At 71.1% G+C, this 14,650-nt stretch carries 19 protein-coding genes; 11 read left to right on the forward strand and 8 right to left on the reverse strand.

Annotation, left to right across the window (positions count from 1 at the left end; genetic code table 11):
• Nucleotides 1–2 precede the first annotated feature (2 nt).
• Nucleotides 3–743: a ferritin-like fold-containing protein gene (locus A5700_RS14525; protein WP_068070354.1), complete on the reverse strand. Its 741-nt coding sequence runs from the start codon at nucleotides 741–743 to the stop codon at nucleotides 3–5.
• A gap of 254 nt (nucleotides 744–997) precedes the next feature.
• Here A5700_RS14525 and A5700_RS14530 point away from each other — a divergent pair, with 254 nt between their 5' ends.
• Nucleotides 998–2,527 carry a DEAD/DEAH box helicase gene (locus tag A5700_RS14530; RefSeq protein WP_068070353.1) on the forward strand — a complete coding sequence of 510 codons (1,530 nt, stop codon included), beginning with the start codon at nucleotides 998–1,000 and terminating at the stop codon, nucleotides 2,525–2,527.
• A gap of 16 nt (nucleotides 2,528–2,543) precedes the next feature.
• Nucleotides 2,544–3,758, forward strand: a complete 1,215-nt coding sequence (locus A5700_RS14535) for a hypothetical protein (RefSeq protein ID WP_068070352.1) — start codon at nucleotides 2,544–2,546, stop codon at nucleotides 3,756–3,758.
• On the opposite strand, the gene A5700_RS14540 is transcribed toward A5700_RS14535, so the two are convergent.
• A complete protein-coding gene (locus A5700_RS14540) occupies nucleotides 3,755–4,555 on the reverse strand; it encodes a ParA family protein (protein ID WP_068070351.1) in 801 nt (266 codons plus the stop codon). The two genes, A5700_RS14535 and A5700_RS14540, sit on opposite strands and share 4 nt — an antisense overlap.
• Nucleotides 4,556–4,707: 152 nt before the next feature.
• Here A5700_RS14540 and A5700_RS14545 point away from each other — a divergent pair, with 152 nt between their 5' ends.
• The 3 genes from A5700_RS14545 to A5700_RS14555 are packed head-to-tail and all read left to right on the forward strand — an operon-like array spanning nucleotide 4,708 to nucleotide 6,874.
• Nucleotides 4,708–5,298 carry an acid phosphatase gene (locus tag A5700_RS14545; RefSeq protein ID WP_068070350.1) on the forward strand — a complete coding sequence of 197 codons (591 nt, stop codon included), beginning with the start codon at nucleotides 4,708–4,710 and terminating at the stop codon, nucleotides 5,296–5,298.
• On the forward strand, nucleotides 5,295–6,395 hold the full coding sequence (locus tag A5700_RS14550) for an isochorismate synthase MenF (protein WP_068070349.1): 1,101 nt from the start codon (nucleotides 5,295–5,297) through the stop codon (nucleotides 6,393–6,395). The genes A5700_RS14545 and A5700_RS14550 overlap by 4 nt, the downstream gene beginning before the upstream one ends.
• Nucleotides 6,392–6,874, forward strand: a complete 483-nt coding sequence (locus A5700_RS14555) for a GNAT family N-acetyltransferase (RefSeq protein WP_068070348.1) — start codon at nucleotides 6,392–6,394, stop codon at nucleotides 6,872–6,874. Before A5700_RS14550 ends, A5700_RS14555 begins: the two co-directional genes overlap by 4 nt.
• On the opposite strand, the gene A5700_RS14560 is transcribed toward A5700_RS14555, so the two are convergent.
• Nucleotides 6,826–7,260 carry a hypothetical protein gene (locus tag A5700_RS14560; RefSeq protein WP_068070347.1) on the reverse strand — a complete coding sequence of 145 codons (435 nt, stop codon included), beginning with the start codon at nucleotides 7,258–7,260 and terminating at the stop codon, nucleotides 6,826–6,828. The genes A5700_RS14555 and A5700_RS14560 overlap by 49 nt on opposite strands.
• Nucleotides 7,261–7,337: 77 nt before the next feature.
• Between A5700_RS14560 and A5700_RS14565 the strand changes: the two genes are divergently transcribed.
• Together A5700_RS14565 and whiB1 are read left to right on the forward strand one after the other, a co-directional pair.
• Nucleotides 7,338–8,312 (forward strand): diacylglycerol kinase family protein, encoded by a 975-nt coding sequence (locus tag A5700_RS14565; RefSeq protein WP_068070346.1) that lies wholly within the window; start codon nucleotides 7,338–7,340, stop codon nucleotides 8,310–8,312.
• 272 nt (nucleotides 8,313–8,584) lie between these two features.
• Complete coding sequence (whiB1, locus tag A5700_RS14570; protein ID WP_068070345.1) at nucleotides 8,585–8,839, forward strand: transcriptional regulator WhiB1; 255 nt, start codon at nucleotides 8,585–8,587, stop codon at nucleotides 8,837–8,839.
• A 63-nt stretch (nucleotides 8,840–8,902) separates the two neighbouring features.
• Here the strand turns inward: whiB1 and A5700_RS14575 are convergent, their stop codons facing one another.
• Nucleotides 8,903–10,402, reverse strand: coding sequence for a sensor histidine kinase (locus tag A5700_RS14575; protein WP_068070344.1), 1,500 nt, complete (start codon nucleotides 10,400–10,402; stop codon nucleotides 8,903–8,905).
• Nucleotides 10,403–10,429: 27 nt separating this feature from the next.
• Complete coding sequence (locus A5700_RS14580; protein ID WP_068070376.1) at nucleotides 10,430–10,645, reverse strand: biotin/lipoyl-binding carrier protein; 216 nt, start codon at nucleotides 10,643–10,645, stop codon at nucleotides 10,430–10,432.
• 177 nt (nucleotides 10,646–10,822) lie between these two features.
• On the opposite strand from A5700_RS14580, the gene A5700_RS27425 reads away from it, so the two are divergent.
• Nucleotides 10,823–10,897, forward strand: a complete 75-nt coding sequence (locus tag A5700_RS27425; RefSeq protein ID WP_011728008.1) for a 50S ribosomal protein bL37 — start codon at nucleotides 10,823–10,825, stop codon at nucleotides 10,895–10,897.
• Nucleotides 10,898–10,912: 15 nt separating this feature from the next.
• On the opposite strand, the gene rsrA is transcribed toward A5700_RS27425, so the two are convergent.
• Both rsrA and A5700_RS14590 read right to left on the reverse strand, forming a co-directional pair.
• Entirely contained in the window at nucleotides 10,913–11,215 is a 303-nt protein-coding gene (gene rsrA / locus A5700_RS14585; RefSeq protein WP_068070343.1) for a mycothiol system anti-sigma-R factor, read from the reverse strand.
• Entirely contained in the window at nucleotides 11,212–11,874 is a 663-nt protein-coding gene (locus A5700_RS14590; protein WP_197502844.1) for a sigma-70 family RNA polymerase sigma factor, read from the reverse strand. The genes rsrA and A5700_RS14590 overlap by 4 nt, the downstream gene beginning before the upstream one ends.
• A 294-nt stretch (nucleotides 11,875–12,168) precedes the next feature.
• On the opposite strand from A5700_RS14590, the gene A5700_RS14595 reads away from it, so the two are divergent.
• The 3 genes from A5700_RS14595 to A5700_RS14605 all read left to right on the forward strand — a co-directional run bounded on the left by A5700_RS14595 (nucleotide 12,169) and on the right by A5700_RS14605 (nucleotide 13,845).
• Complete coding sequence (locus tag A5700_RS14595; RefSeq protein WP_068070341.1) at nucleotides 12,169–13,029, forward strand: NAD(P)-dependent oxidoreductase; 861 nt, start codon at nucleotides 12,169–12,171, stop codon at nucleotides 13,027–13,029.
• A gap of 10 nt (nucleotides 13,030–13,039) precedes the next feature.
• The gene (locus A5700_RS14600; RefSeq protein WP_068070340.1) at nucleotides 13,040–13,528 is read left to right on the forward strand and encodes a YbaK/EbsC family protein; all 489 of its coding nucleotides are present in this window, start codon (nucleotides 13,040–13,042) and stop codon (nucleotides 13,526–13,528) included.
• Between the two features lie 68 nt (nucleotides 13,529–13,596).
• Nucleotides 13,597–13,845: a hypothetical protein gene (locus A5700_RS14605; RefSeq protein WP_068070375.1), complete on the forward strand. Its 249-nt coding sequence runs from the start codon at nucleotides 13,597–13,599 to the stop codon at nucleotides 13,843–13,845.
• Between the two features lie 5 nt (nucleotides 13,846–13,850).
• Here A5700_RS14605 and A5700_RS14610 read toward each other — a convergent pair whose 3' ends face one another.
• The gene (locus A5700_RS14610; protein WP_068070339.1) at nucleotides 13,851–14,621 is read right to left on the reverse strand and encodes an SOS response-associated peptidase; all 771 of its coding nucleotides are present in this window, start codon (nucleotides 14,619–14,621) and stop codon (nucleotides 13,851–13,853) included.
• Nucleotides 14,622–14,650: the final 29 nt, after the last annotated feature.

A 14,650-nucleotide genomic window follows, 5' to 3' on the forward strand; every position in this document is an offset into this window, starting at 1 on the left:
GGTCAGCTCAGCCCGAGGTCGCGCATCCGGCGATCGTGGGTCTGCTGTAGCCGGTCGAAGAACGCGTTGAGCTGGCCGAGGCCGCCCGCGCCCGCGACCACCAAGTCGACCAGTTCGTCGTGGTCGGCCAGCAGGTACTGGGCCTGCGTGATGGCCTCACCGAACAGGCGTCGCGACCACAGCGCCAGCCGGCTGCGCTGCTTGCCGCTGGAGGTCACGGCGGCGCGGACCTCGGCCACCACGAACTGGGAATGCCCGGTCTGCGAGAGCGCCTCCCGCACGATGCCGGCGATCTCTTCCGGCAACCCCTCGGCGATCTCCAGATACAGATCGGCCGCCAACGCGTCGCCGACGTAGGTCTTGACCAGCGCCTCGAGCCAGGTGCTGGGCATGGTCAGCCGGTGGTAGTTCTCCAACGCCGAGACGTACTTCGACATCGCCGCCACCACGTCCACACCGCGGCGCTCCAGGGCGTCGTGCAGCAGCTCGTAGTGCTGCATCTCGGCGGCGGCCATGCTCGCCATCGAGATGCGTCCGCGCAGGTCGGGGGCCATCCGCGCCTCGTCGGTCAGCCGGTAGAACGCAGCGATCTCCCCGTAGGCCAGGACCGCGAACAACTCGTTGACGCCCGGGTGGTCTGCCGACAGGCGGGGCGCCCCGGAACCGCTGGGCCCGTCCCCCTGGTCGGCTTCCGAATCGGCTTCCGAATCGGCTTGGGAGGGCTGACGGGAGGGCCGGGTCATGGCAACACTCTAATCGGCGGACTTAGCGGAAAATGGGTGCCAGCTGTCGACCAGCTATCATGGGAGTAGATAGCGGCTGTATTTGATGCCGCCGTTATCGGCGAAATGTGCGCGCACAGCTGGCCCGCCACTCTTCAGCAGGGGCCCGCGACTCGGCGACGTCATCCGGAGTCGGAACTCGTGCGCGCGTGACCGCGACAGAGAAACACCGACAATTTCACCCGAGACGTCACCGAAAGGCTGCTCATCCACGCATGACGACACTGACCAACACAACTGAACTCACCTTTGCCCAACTCGATGTTCGCGACGAAATCGTGCGCGCTCTGGCCGAGAAGGGCATCGAGCGCCCGTTCGCCATCCAGGAACTGACCCTGCCCCTCGCCCTCGCCGGCGACGACCTGATCGGGCAGGCCCGCACCGGCATGGGCAAGACCTTCGCATTCGGCGTGCCCCTGCTGCAGCGCATCAGCACCGGCAACGCGACGCGACCCCTCAACGGCACCCCCCGTGCCCTGGTCGTGGTGCCCACCCGGGAGCTGTGCGTCCAGGTGACCGAGGACCTGGCGTCCGCCGCCAAGTACCTGACCGCCGACGGCGGCCGGCGCCTGTCGGTCACGCCCATCTACGGCGGCCGCGCCTATGAGCCGCAGATCGAGGCGTTGCGCGCCGGCGCCGACGTCGTCGTCGGCACCCCGGGCCGGCTGCTCGACCTGGCCCAGCAGGGGCATCTGCAGCTGGGCGGGCTGTCCATGCTGGTGCTCGACGAGGCCGACGAGATGCTGGACCTGGGCTTCCTGCCCGACATCGAGCGCATCCTGCGTCAGATCCCCACCGACCGGCAGTCGATGCTGTTCTCGGCGACCATGCCCGGGCCGATCATCACCCTGGCCCGTACCTTCATGAACCAGCCGACCCACATCCGCGCGGAGGCGCCGCACTCGGCGGCCACCCACGACACCACCAAGCAGTACGTCTACCGGGCCCACGCCCTGGACAAGGTGGAGCTGGTCAGCCGGGTGCTGCAGGCCGACAGCCGCGGCGCCACGATGATCTTCACCCGCACCAAGCGCACCGCCCAGAAGGTCGCCGACGAGTTGGCCGAACGCGGCTTCAAGGTCGGGGCCGTGCACGGCGACCTCAACCAGGCGGCCCGGGAAAAGGCCCTGAAGGCCTTCCGCACCGGCGAGATCGACGTCCTGGTCGCCACCGACGTGGCCGCCCGCGGCATCGACATCGACGACGTCACCCACGTCATCAACTACCAGATCCCCGAGGACGAGCAGGCCTACGTGCACCGGATCGGCCGCACCGGACGGGCCGGCAAGACCGGCGTCGCGGTCACGCTGGTGGACTGGGACGAGCTGACCCGCTGGTCGCTGATCGACAAGGCGCTCGGGCTGGACTGCCCCGAGCCGCCCGAGACCTACTCCAGCTCGCCGCACCTCTACGCCGAGCTCGGCATCTCCGCCGAGGCCGCCGGCACGGTCGGCGAGAAGCGCAAGTCGCACGGCCAGCGCCGCCCGAAGGACCAGGACGCGCCGAAGGCCGAGCGGTCCCCGCGCGCCCGTTCGGGCAACCGGCGGCGCACCCGCACCCGCGCCGGGCAGCCCGTCAGCGGCCACCCGACGGGCGGCACGCCCGCCGGCGGATCGGGCGGGGACGCGCCCGCGGACGCCCCGGCCAGCGCTCCCCCGGGCAACGCCGCCGGCGCCAACCGGCGTCGCCGCCGGCGCCGCAAGCCCGCCGAGGCGGCAACGACCCCGTCTGCCGGCGCCAACTAGCGCCCCCCGCCGCCGCATGGTCAGACCCGAGCGCCGGACCAAGCGCGATCTCTTGGCCGCCGCGGCCATCGCGGTCGTCGTGGCGGCCGCCGCGTCGCTGATCTGGTGGACCAGCGACGCCCGCGCGACCATCAGCCGGCCGGCCGCGGTGCCCGCGCCCAACCCCGGGTCGGCGCGCCAGGTGCCGGCCGTGCTGCGGCAACTCTGGACTGCCGCCAGCCCCGCCACCACCGGCCCGGTGGCGGTGGGCGGCACCCTGGTCACCGGCGACGGCCGCCAGGTCGACGGCCGCGACCTCGACACCGGCCGATCCCGCTGGAGCTACGCCCGCGACGCCGACCTGTGCGGCGTGTCGTGGGTGTACCACTACGCCGTCGCCGTCTACCACGACGACCGCGGTTGCGGGCAGGTCAGCACCCTGGAGGGGTCCACCGGCCGGCGCGGCGCGGCCCGCAGCGGTTACGCCGACCCGCGGGTGCGGCTGTCCTCCGACGGCACCACGGTGCTCTCCTCCGGCGCCACCCGCGTGGAGCTGTGGCGCTCGGACATGGTTCGGATGATCGTCTACGGCGAGACCGACGCCCGGGTCAAACCGTCGGCGCGCGGCCTGCACTCCGGGTGCCGGCTGCTGTCCGCCGCGGCCAGCTCGTCGGCGGTCTCGGTGCTGGAGAGCTGCGCCAACCAGGCCGACCTGCGCCTGAACCTGCTGCGCCCCGGCAAGGACGACGACGAACCGCAGCAGCACCTGGTGTCCGAGCCGGGCGTCGCGCCGGACGCGGGCGCTCGGGTGTTGGCGGTCGTCGACAGCAACACGGCCGTGTACCTGCCCACTCCGCAGCCGCGCGTCGAAGTCCTCGACGAGACCGGCGCCACCGTCTCGAGCACGCTGCTGGCCCGGCCCCCGTCCACTGCGGCGGCGGTGTCGCGCACGGGCAGCCTGGTGACCTGGTGGACCGGCGATTCGGTGCTGGTGTTCGACGCCGGCACCCTGGCGCTGCGGTACACCATCGCCGCGGGCGCTAACACCGTCCCGTTGGGGCCGGGCGTGATGATGGCGGGCCGGCTACTGGTGCCGGTGACCGGCGGGCTCGGCGTCTACGACCCGCTCAGCGGCGCGAACGAGCGCGACATCCCGGTGGACCGGGCGCCGAGCGGCGCGGCGGTGGTGCCGGCGGTTTCCGGGTCGCGGATCTTCGAGCAGCGCGGCGACACCGTGGTGGCGCTCGGTTAGGCGTCGACGGTGAACGTCGGCAGCGGCTTGCCCGTCTTCCAATGCTTGAGCAGCGCCTGCGCGAGCTCGGTGTAGGCCACGGCGCCCTTGTTCTTGCGGCCGGCGATCACCGACGAGCCCGAGGCGCTGGCCTCGGCGAACCGCACGGTGCGCGGAATCGGCGGGGCCAGCAGCGGCAGGTCGTAACGATCGGCGACGTCGAGCAGCACGTCGCGGGTGTGGGTGGTGCGCGAGTCGTAGAGCGTCGGCAGGGCGCCCAGCAGCCGCAGGTCAGGGTTGGTGATCTGCTGGACGTCGCTGACGGTGCGCAGGAATTGGCCGACGCCGCGGTGCGCCAGCGTCTCGCACTGCAGCGGCACGATCACCTCGTCGGCGGCGGTCAGCCCGTTGAGGGTGAGCACTCCCAGCGACGGGGGGCAGTCGATGACGACCACGTCGAAGTCGTCGGCGAGCTTCGCCAGCGCCCGTTTGAGCGCGTATTCGCGGCCCGCCCGCATCAGCAGCATCGCCTCGGCGCCGGCGAGGTCGATGTTGGCCGGCAGCAGCGTCATGCCCTCGATGGTCGCGACCAGCGCGGCGTTGGGCTCGACGTCACCGAGCAGCACCTCGTGCACCGACACCGCCAACTTGTCGGGATCCTGACCCAGCGAAAAGGTCAAACACCCCTGGGGGTCCAGGTCGACGAGCAGCACCCGTTGTTTCGCGTCGGCCATCGCCGCTCCCAGCGAGGCCACCGTGGTCGTCTTGGCGACGCCCCCTTTTTGGTTGGCCACCGCCAACACCCGGCACTTGGTCACAGGCGCCGCTCCTTTTCATCGCTTCGTCCCCCGCACAACGCAAGGTGCCCCCACTGCGTCGCCGCGCGGTTCCAGTGCCCATCCTGGCATGGCCGACCCGGGGCGCGCTTCGGCCAGCAGCCACGGCATGTCGTCCGGCAGAATCGGTGGACATGGGCGTGCACAATCACCGACTGGCGCTGCTGCGCCACGGCGAGACTGAGTGGTCGAAATCCGGGCAGCACACCGGCCGCACCGAGGTCGACCTCACCGACACGGGGCGCACCCAGGCCAAGCTGGCCGGGCGGGTCCTCGCCGACCTCGGATTGGCCGACCCGCTGGTGATCAGCAGCCCCCGCCAGCGGGCGCTGGACACCGCGGAGCTGGCCGGGCTCACCGTCGACGAGGTGTCCCCCCTGCTGGCCGAGTGGGACTACGGGGCCTACGAGGGCGTGACCACCGACCAGATCCACGAAACCGACCCGGACTGGCTGGTCTGGACGCACGGCTGCCCGGATGGCGAGAGCGTCGCCGATGTCAGCCGCCGCGCCGACGAGGCCGTCGCGATGGCGCTCGAGCACATGGACACGCGCGACGTGGTGTTCGTCGGGCACGGACACTTCTCCCGCGCGGTGATCACCCGGTGGGTCGAGTTGCCGCTAGTCGAGGGCAGCCGCTTCGCCATGATCACCGCCTCGATCGGGGTGTGCGGATTCGAACACGGTGTGCGACAGCTGACTTCGCTCGGGCTGACCGGTCAGTGACGGCCGCCGAGCCGCCGTTCGTGCTGTGCGGGCCCACCGGGACGCTGATCGGCGACGGGGTGCGGTGCAGCTACCGCGAGTTGCCGGCGGCCCAGGCGGCGCTGCGGCACGGTGATGCGCCGATCGTGTTGGGGGCGTTGCCCTTTGACGTAGCTCGGCCGGTCGCCCTGGTGGCGCCGGAGGCGGTGCGGCGTCTCGAGGTCCCGCCGCGCTGGGCCGACTTCCCGCTGCCCGCGGTGCGGATCGACGCCGCCCTCCCGCTCCCGGCCGATTACCGCGACCGCGTCAGGCGGGCGCGCGATTCGCTGGCGGCGCCGGGCAGTTCATTGCACAAGGTGGTGCTGGCGCGGGCGCTGCGCCTGGTCGCCGACGCGCCACTGGACGCCCGCACCGTCCTGCGCCGGCTGATCGCCGCCGACCCGACCGCCTACGGTTACCTCGTCGACCTGACCCCCGCCGGCGGGGACCACGCGGGCGCGGCGCTGGTGGGCGCCAGCCCGGAACTGCTGGTGGCCCGCCGCGGCGACCGCGTCGAATGCCGCCCGTTCGCCGGGTCGGCCCCGCGGGCCGCCGACCCCGACGCCGACGCCGCCAACGGCGCCGCCCTGGCCGCGTCGGCCAAGGACCGCCACGAGCACCGGCTGGTCATCGAGACGATCCGCACCGCGCTGGAACCGCTGTGCGACGAGCTGTCGATCGCCGCCGAACCGCAACTGAGCCGCACCGCCGCGGTGTGGCACCTGTGCACCCCGATCAGCGGCCGGCTGCGCGACACCTCGATCACCGCCATCGATCTGGCGCTGGCCCTGCACCCCACCCCGGCCGTCGGAGGCGTTCCAACCCGGGACGCGACGCGGCTCATCGCCCAGCTCGAGGGCGACCGCGGCTTCTATGCCGGCGCGGTGGGCTGGTGCGACGCGAACGGTGACGGCCGCTGGGTGGTCTCCATTCGCTGCGCGCAACTGTCACCCGACCGGCGCAGCGCACTGGCGCACGCGGGCGGCGGCATCGTCGCCGAATCCGATCCCGACGCCGAAGTCGCCGAGACGACAACGAAATTCGCCACCATCCTCGACGCCCTGGAGGTCCCGCGATGAGCCAGCACGTCCGCCGCGCTGCGCCCGGCGACGCCGCGGCCATCACCGCCATGATCCACGAGCTCGCCGCCTTCGAACACGCCGCCGATCAGTGCACGGTGGCCGAGACGCAGATCGCCGCGGCGCTGTTCGGCGCGGAGCCGACGCTCCGCGGGCATGTGGCCGAGGTCGGCGGCGAGGTCGCCGCGATGGCGTTGTGGTTCACCAACTTCTCGACGTGGGACGGCGTGGCCGGCATCTATCTCGAAGACCTGTTCGTGCGGCCCGCGTCTCGGCGCCGCGGGCTGGCCCGCGCGCTGCTGGCGGCGCTGGCCGCCGAATGCGTGCAACGCGACTACACCCGGTTGACCTGGGCTGTGCTGAACTGGAACGCCGACGCCATCGCGCTCTACGACGGCATCGGCGGTGCGGCGCAACGGGAGTGGACCACCTACCGGTTGTCCGGCGCCCCGCTGGCGGAGCTGGCGGCGTCGCCCTGATCGCCGCCGGCGGCCCAGCGCACCGCGGCGGGGCTGAACAGCAGCGCCAGCACGGCCAGCGCCGACACGCCCAGCGGGACCCCGAACGCCGGCCGGTGCGATCCGACCGTCAGGTACCACGCGACCGGAAGCAGCAACAGCTGGGTGAACACGCCCAGCCCGCGACCCCAGCGCTTGCCCATCGTCAAGGCGCGGCCCGCGGCCAGGACCACACCGCCCACGACGACGAACCACGCCGCCGTCCCCAGGCCGTTGACGACGCGCTGGTCGGCACCGGCGATGCCGCGCACCACCAACACCACCGCCACGACCAGCGCGGCCGCGCCCTGGCCCGCCACGACGCGACCCGCGCCGCGCACGGGCGCCGGGGCGGCGGGTGAGGTCACAGCGTCAGCGTAGCCACCGCGCGCCCACCGCTGACCGCACAGCGGGGCCTTAGCCGCTCCGCCTAAGCTCAGGCCTCATGCGGGCCGTGCTGATCGTCAACCCCACCGCCACCTCGACCACCCCGGCCGGCCGCGACCTGCTCGCCCACGCGTTGAAGAGCCGCCTGCAGCTCAGCGTGGAACACACCAACCACCGCGGCCACGGCACCGAGCTCGCGGAGAAGGCGCTGGCCGACGGGGTCGACCTGGTGGTGGTGCACGGCGGTGACGGCACGGTCAGCGGCGTGGTCAACGGCCTGCTCGGCCGCCCCGGCTCCACCCCGACGGGACCGGTGCCCGCGGTCGCGGTGGTGCCCGGCGGCTCGGCCAACGTGCTCGCCCGCTCGTTGGGCATCTCCCGCGATCCGGTGGCGGCCACCAACCAGCTCATCCAACTGCTCGACGACTATCGCCGGCACCGGACGTGGCGCCGCATCGGCCTCATCGACTGCGGTGAGCGGTGGGCGGTGTTCAACACCGGCATGGGCGTGGACGCCGAGGTGGTCGCGGCGGTCGAGGCCGAGCGCGACAAGGGCGGCAAGGTCTCGGCCTGGCGCTACATCCGCGCGGCGGTCCCGGCCGTGTGGGGCTACACCCGCCGCGAGCCGATGCTGGAGCTCGAACTGCCCGGCCGCGAACCGGTGGGCGGCGTCAGCTTCGCCTTCGTCTCGAATTCCAGCCCCTGGACGTTCGCCAACGAGCGTCCGGTGTGGACCAACCCCGGGTGCGCCTTCGAGAAGGGGCTCGGCGTGTTCGCCCCCACGACGCTCAAGCCGATTCCCACCCTGCGCATCGTGCGGCAGATGTTCGCCAAACGGCCGAGATTCGACTTCAAACACCTCATCACCGCCGACGACGTCGATTTTCTGCGAATCACCTCCACCGGCGGCCCGGTGGCGTGCCAGTTCGACGGCGATTACCTCGGCGTGCGCGAAACAATGACATTCAGGTCCGTCCCGGACGCCCTCGCGGTCGTCGCGCCTCCCTCGAAAATGGCCGCCGAGCAGCCGTAACGCCGTCCGCGACGAAGTCGCGAAACGCCTGCTCGGGCGGCGGAGCTCCGCAGTGTAGTACAACGGAGTAAGGGTTCGGCTACGGGTTGATCAAAGTGAGATAGCACACGAGCGAACGTGGCGCTATTGACATCCGTTGAGCCTGTGAAACGATCAGAAGGTTGCATGCAGAAATACATGTAGGGGCACGGACCTGTTTCTTGTGCACGCGATAGCAGCCTTGAGAAAACGGCCGTGCGCCTTGCTGCGCACTCAGTGAGGAGTAACAACTTATGGATTGGCGCCACAAGGCGGTCTGTCGTGACGAAGACCCGGAGCTGTTCTTCCCGGTAGGGAACAGCGGCCCGGCGCTCGCGCAGATCGCTGACGCGAAACTGGTCTGCAATCGATGCTCGGTGACCACAGAGTGCCTCGCCTGGGCTTTGAACACGGGCCAGGACTCGGGCGTCTGGGGCGGCATGAGCGAAGACGAGCGGCGCGCACTCAAGCGTCGCAACGCCCGGACGAAGGCCCGCAGCGGAGTCTGACCCAGTCAGTGCCAAGAGTGCGGCCCCGACGAACCGTCGGGGCCGCACTCTTGCGTGGGGTCATCACAGCAGCAGCCGGGCGCGCCGGCCGATCGGCACCCGCAGCACCACGTCGGTGCCCCGGGCGGCGGCCTGACGCATTCCCAGCGTCCCGTCCAGCTCCGCCGACACCAGCGTCCGCACGATCTGCAGGCCGAGGCTGTCCGAGGTTTCCAGGCTGAACCCGTCGGGCAACCCGCGCCCGTCGTCGTGCACCACGACGTCCAGCCACCGCGCCGAACGCTCGGCGCGGATGGTCACCGAACCCTCCTCGGCCGCCGGATCGAAGGCGTGCTCGATCGCGTTCTGCACCAACTCGGTGATGACCATGATCAGCGCCGTCGCCCGGTCGGAGTCCAGCACCCCCAGGTCGCCGACCCGGTTGATCCGGATCGGCCGGTCCACGGATGCCACGTCGTTCATGATGGGCAGGATCCGGTCGATCACCTCGTCCAGGTTCACCTGCTCGTCCACCGACATCGACAACGCGTCGTGGACCAGGGCGATCGACGACACCCGGCGCACGGACTCGATCAGCGCCTCGCGCCCCTCGGCGTTGACGGTCCGCCGGGCCTGCAGCCGCAGCAACGCCGCCACCGTCTGCAGGTTGTTCTTCACCCGGTGGTGGATCTCGCGGATCGTGGCGTCCTTGGAGATCAACGCGCGGTCGCGGCGCTTGACCTCGGTGACGTCGCGGATCAGCACCGCGGCGCCGGCGCTAGCGCCGTCGACCACCAGCGGCAGCGTCCGCAGCAGCACCGTCGCGCCGCCGGCGTCCACCTCCATCCGCATGCTCTTGCCGCCGGCCAGCAGGTCGAGCACGTGCTCGGCCAGCTCCTGCGCCTCGAACGGGTCGGAGACCAACGGCCTGGTCACCTTCACCAGGTTGCGGCCCTCGAGGTCGCTGGTCAGCCCCATCCGGTGGTAGGCCGAGACCGCGTTGGGGCTGGCGTAGGCGACGACGCCGTCGACGTCGAGGCGGATGAAGCCGTCACCGGCCCGGGGCGTGGATCGCGACATCACCACGTCACCCACGTCGGGGAAGGTGCCCTCGGCCAGCATCCGCACCAGGTCGCGGGCGCAGTCCCGATAGGCGGTCTCCAGCTGCCCGGACGTGCGGTCGGCGGCCACGGCGGTCTGGTGCTGGGTGAGCACGGCGACCACCCGCTCGCCGTAGCGCACCGGTGACGCCTCGACGTGCGGGCCGGGCAGCCAGGCGTCTTCTTCGCCGGCGTCGTCGTCGCGCCTGGCGGTGCCGTCCGCGAACGCCCCGGCCACCAGCGGCAATTGGTCGGCGGGGACGACCGTGCCCACCGAGTCGGTGAGCAGCACCGTCGGCGCGGTGTTCGGCCGGCACTGGGCCACGCACACCAGCACGTCGTCGTCGCGGTGCACCCACATCAGGTAGTCGGCGAACGACAGGTCCGCGAGCAGCTGCCACTCCCCCACCACGGCGTGCAGGTGGTCCACCGCGTTGCCCGGCAGCATCGTGTGTTCGGCGAGCAGATCACCGAGAGTTGACATCGTGGACTCCCCGGATCCCCCGGGTGGCTAGCTGATCACCGCGATCAGGTCGCCGGCCTGGATGACGTCACCGACGGCCACGCTCACCTTGCTGACGGTGCCCTCGACCTCGGCCAGGACGGGAATCTCCATTTTCATCGACTCCAGCAGCACGACGACGTCGCCCTTACCGATCTGATCGCCCTCGTTCACAACGACTTCGAGCACGCTGGCCACGATCTCGGCGCGTACGTCCTCCGGCATCTTCACCCCACTCGTCTCACGGCTGCTGCTGGTCCGTCGAGCATCATCAGGCTCGGCCTACATCGAACCATAGGACCGGGCGTGGCCGCGGGGCACGGGCGGCTGTGAGAGACTAGGGGTCACGCCAGCGGGCGCCCGGCGCCCCATTTCCCAGGCATATCCACGGAGGTTTTCACCATGGCCAAACGAGGCCGGAAGAAGCGCGACCGCAAGCACAGCAAGGCCAACCACGGCAAGCGGCCCAACGCCTGACCGAACGGCCGGCGGCTACTGCAGTTCGCGGATGATCGTGGTCCGGCGGATCTCGAGCCGGAGCCGCTCCCGCAACCCCTCGGGGGCCCGCTCGCCCTTGCACTTGGACGCGACGAGCGCCTTGATCCGTTCCTCGAGCCCGTAGTGCTTGAAGCAGCCCGGGCACGCCTCGAGGTGCGCGCGCAGCTGCTCGCGGGTGTCCGGGCCGCATTCGCCGTCGAGCAGCAACCACACCTGGCGGATCACCTCCGCACAGCCGACGCTGCCGTGCGCAGCGTCGTTGGGGCATACGTCGCCTGGGTTGGACGACTCACTCATGACGACACCTCCTCGTGCGCCTGCTGCCCGCGGGTGAAACCGCGCTCCTTGGCCACGTCGGCCAACAGGCCGCGCAGCTGCCGTCGACCGCGATGCAGCCGCGACATCACCGTTCCGATGGGCGTATCCATGATCTCGGCGATTTCCTTATACGGGAAACCCTCGACGTCGGCGTAGTAAACCGCCATCCGGAATTCTTCCGGCAAAGCTTGCAGCGCGTCCTTGATTTCCGAATCCGGCAGGGCCTCCAGCGCCTCCACCTCGGCGGAGCGCAGCCCGGTCGACGAGTGCTCGGCGTTGGACGCCAGCTGCCAGTCGGTGATCTCCTCGGTGGGGTATTCGGCCGGCTGACGCTGCTTCTTGCGATAGCTGTTGATGTAGGTATTGGTCAGGATGCGGTACAGCCACGCCTTGAGGTTGGTGCCCGCCCTGAACGACCGGAACCCCGCGTAGGCCTTGACCATCGTCTCCTGCAGCAGGTCCTCCGCGTCGGCGGGATTGCGCGTCATGCGCAGCGCGCCGCCGTAGAGCTGGTCGAGCAGCGGGATCGCGTCGCGCTCGAACCGCGCGGTCAGTTCCGCGTCCGTCTCCTCGCGCGGCGCGGCCTCGGGACTGTCCGGTCCCGTCGCGCCGTCCAGGCCATCCTCGGAGTCGGCCATGTGGATCAACCCGGTCCCTTCTGCTGCGGTGTCCCCGGAGAGCACCGGCCACGCCACCGGGCCGGCCAGGAAACCGGCCAACGGTTGGGCAGCCGCTGGCGTGCCCAACAGGCTCGTCGCCGTCGACACCAAACTGCTCCTCCCAATCTAAAGGCTGCTCCCGACACTGTCCGCCCGGGTAGGCCGCATCCGCATCTACAGAACCGAAAGCATCAACAGCCCCGGCGGCCCGACTATTTCCGCGCCCCGCGGTCCCGTAATCCGGGGCGTCCGACCAGCGCGTTAGTGTGAGCCATGTCGCAAGCACAGTCCCTGCAGGGCAAGACGATGTTCATCTCCGGGGCCAGCCGCGGGATCGGCCTGGCGATCGCCAAGCGCGCCGCCCAGGACGGCGCCAACGTCGCGCTGATCGCCAAGACCGCCGAGCCGCACCCGAAGTTGCCGGGGACGGTGTTCACCGCGGCCAAGGAGCTCGAGGAGGCGGGCGGACAGGCCCTGCCGATCGTCGGGGACGTGCGCGACCCGGAGTCCGTGGAGTCGGCCGTGGCCCAGGCCGTCGAGCAGTTCGGCGGCATCGACATCGTCGTCAACAACGCGTCGGCGATCAACCTGGGGTCCATCGCCGAGGTGCCGATGAAGCGCTTCGACCTGATGAACGGCATCCAGGTGCGGGGCACCTACGCGGTGTCGCAGGCGTGTCTGCCGCACATGAAGGGCCGGGAGAACCCGCACATCCTCACGCTGTCGCCGCCGGTGCTGTTGGAGAGCAAGTGGCTGAAGCCGACGGCGTACATGATGGCCAAGTACGGCATGACGCTGTGCGCGCTCGGCATCGCCGAGGAGATGCGCGACGAAGGCATCGCGTCGAACACGCTGTGGCCGCGCACCCTGGTCGCCACCGCCGCGGTGCAGAACCTGCTCGGCGGTGACGAGGCGATGGGCCGCGCCCGCAAGCCCGAGGTGTATTCCGACGCGGCGTACGTCGTGCTCACCAAGCCGGCCCGCGAATTCACCGGCCACACCCTGCTGTGCGAGGACGTGCTGCTGGAGTCCGGGGTCACCGACCTGTCGGTGTACGACTGCGTGCCCGGGTCGCAGCTCGGTGAGGACTTCTGGGTCGACGGCGTCAACCCGCCGGGCTACTCCGGCCCCTGACGGGCCAGGCGTGGCCGGCGCCGCCACACCCGGGATCGCCGCGCTGATCAAAGCCGGTGTGCCGCACGAGATCTACAAGTTCGAGCACGACCCGCGGGAGCAGTCGTTCGGCGCGGAGGCGATCGAGGCGTTGGCCCGGGCCGGCGACGCCGCGCCGGGTCAGATCTTCAAGACGCTGATCATCGAGGTGCCCACCGGGCTATCGGTGGCGGTGGTGCCGGCGTTGGCACGCCTGTCGCTCAAGGCGGCCGCCGCGGCGCTGGGCGTGGCCAAGGCGTCGATGGCCGAGCCCGCGGTCGCCGCCCGCAGCACCGGGTACGTGCTGGGCGCCGTCTCGCCGTTCGGGCAGCGCAGGCCGCTGCCGACGGTCCTGGATTCCAGCGCGCTGGCGTGGGAGCGCGTGTTCTGCAGCGCCGGGCGGCGCGGCTGGGAGGTCGCGGTCGCGCCGCGGGACCTGATCCGCGTGACCGGCGCCGTGACGGCCGACCTGTGCGCCTGAGGGCCGAAGGTGAAGCCGCGGTGAAAAGCGGGTCGGCGCGCGGGCCGTCGCGCTACGCTCCGGCCATGATGACGAAGCGACCCCGCGCGGCGACCCTGCTCGCCGCGGGCGCACTGGCCGCGGCCGGCTTGCTGAGCACCGGCGTGGGCGTCGGCAACGCCGACACGATCCAGACCGAGGGCAACTATCAAACCCGGGAGGCGTGCCAGAACGCCGGGCCGGGCGTCAAGGCCAGCACGCCGGGCAACTGGAACAACTTCTGGTGCGTCCCGGACCGCAACGTCAACGGCAACTGGAAGCTCGTTCTGAGCAACTGACCCCGTCAGAGCAGCTTCATCTGCTCCGCGTGCGACTCGGCCGGCTCGAGCAGCTCCGGCCCGTTGTTGCGGACGCTGTTGACCAGCGTCGACACCTCCCGCGTCCGGATGTCGCGCACGTCGGGCACGCGGGACAGGATGCCCTCGTCGACCGGGGCGTCCGGGTCCAGCCAGCGATCCCAGTCGCGCTCGGGCAGCACCAGCGGCATCCGGTCGTGGATCCCGGCGAGCTCGCCGGGCGCGTCGGTGGTGACGATCGTGCAGCTGAGCAGCGGCGCCGCGTCCTCGGACCCGCCGGGCGGCTTCCACACCGACCACAGCCCCGCCATGAACAGCGGCTCCCCGTCCTCGCGGTACATGAAGAACGGGGTCTTGCGGGACTTCTTGTCCCCGACGTCGGGGTTGACCCGCCACTCGTAGTAGCCGTCCATCGGCACCAGGCAGCGCTTGGACTTGGCGCTCGACCGGTACGCGGGCGAGGTGGTGAGCTTGTCGGCGCGGGCGTTGATGAGCAGCGGCCCCTTGGCTTCGGGCGTGCCGTCGGCCGTGGCCTTGGCCCACGGCGGGACCAGGCCCCAGCGCATCAGCCGAACCCGCCGGGTGGGCTGGTCGTCGGGCTCGGCGTGCCGGCTGACCACCGCGGCGATCGTGGACGTGGGGGCCACGTTGTAGTTCGGGGCCGCCGCGTCGGGCGCCGCGCCGGTGGCCTCGTCGATCGCCTTGATCTTCTCGGCCAGCAGGGCCGGATCCGTCGTGACCGCGAACCTTCCGCACATACGTCCCATAGTGGCAGGGCGGGGCGACA

The organism is Mycobacterium sp. E1214 (assembly GCF_001666755.1).
Classification (GTDB): Bacteria; Actinomycetota; Actinomycetes; order Mycobacteriales; family Mycobacteriaceae; genus Mycobacterium.

Excerpts from the sequence above, each read along its gene's own strand:
- A5700_RS14580 (WP_068070376.1), bottom strand. The coding sequence starts at position 10,645 with ATGCCGGAGGACGTACGCGCCGAGATCGTGGCCAGCGTGCTCGAAGTC.
- A5700_RS14565 (WP_068070346.1), top strand. The coding sequence starts at position 7,338 with ATGCGGGCCGTGCTGATCGTCAACCCCACCGCCACCTCGACCACCCCG.
- A5700_RS14575 (WP_068070344.1), bottom strand. The coding sequence starts at position 10,402 with ATGTCAACTCTCGGTGATCTGCTCGCCGAACACACGATGCTGCCGGGC.
- A5700_RS14525 (WP_068070354.1), bottom strand. The coding sequence starts at position 743 with ATGACCCGGCCCTCCCGTCAGCCCTCCCAAGCCGATTCGGAAGCCGAT.
- A5700_RS14595 (WP_068070341.1), top strand. The coding sequence starts at position 12,169 with ATGTCGCAAGCACAGTCCCTGCAGGGCAAGACGATGTTCATCTCCGGG.
- A5700_RS14610 (WP_068070339.1), bottom strand. The coding sequence starts at position 14,621 with ATGTGCGGAAGGTTCGCGGTCACGACGGATCCGGCCCTGCTGGCCGAG.
- whiB1 (WP_068070345.1), top strand. The coding sequence starts at position 8,585 with ATGGATTGGCGCCACAAGGCGGTCTGTCGTGACGAAGACCCGGAGCTG.
- A5700_RS14555 (WP_068070348.1), top strand. The coding sequence starts at position 6,392 with ATGAGCCAGCACGTCCGCCGCGCTGCGCCCGGCGACGCCGCGGCCATC.
- A5700_RS14535 (WP_068070352.1), top strand. The coding sequence starts at position 2,544 with ATGGTCAGACCCGAGCGCCGGACCAAGCGCGATCTCTTGGCCGCCGCG.
- rsrA (WP_068070343.1), bottom strand. The coding sequence starts at position 11,215 with ATGAGTGAGTCGTCCAACCCAGGCGACGTATGCCCCAACGACGCTGCG.
- A5700_RS14545 (WP_068070350.1), top strand. The coding sequence starts at position 4,708 with ATGGGCGTGCACAATCACCGACTGGCGCTGCTGCGCCACGGCGAGACT.
- A5700_RS14605 (WP_068070375.1), top strand. The coding sequence starts at position 13,597 with ATGACGAAGCGACCCCGCGCGGCGACCCTGCTCGCCGCGGGCGCACTG.
- A5700_RS14530 (WP_068070353.1), top strand. The coding sequence starts at position 998 with ATGACGACACTGACCAACACAACTGAACTCACCTTTGCCCAACTCGAT.
- A5700_RS14590 (WP_197502844.1), bottom strand. The coding sequence starts at position 11,874 with ATGGCCGACTCCGAGGATGGCCTGGACGGCGCGACGGGACCGGACAGT.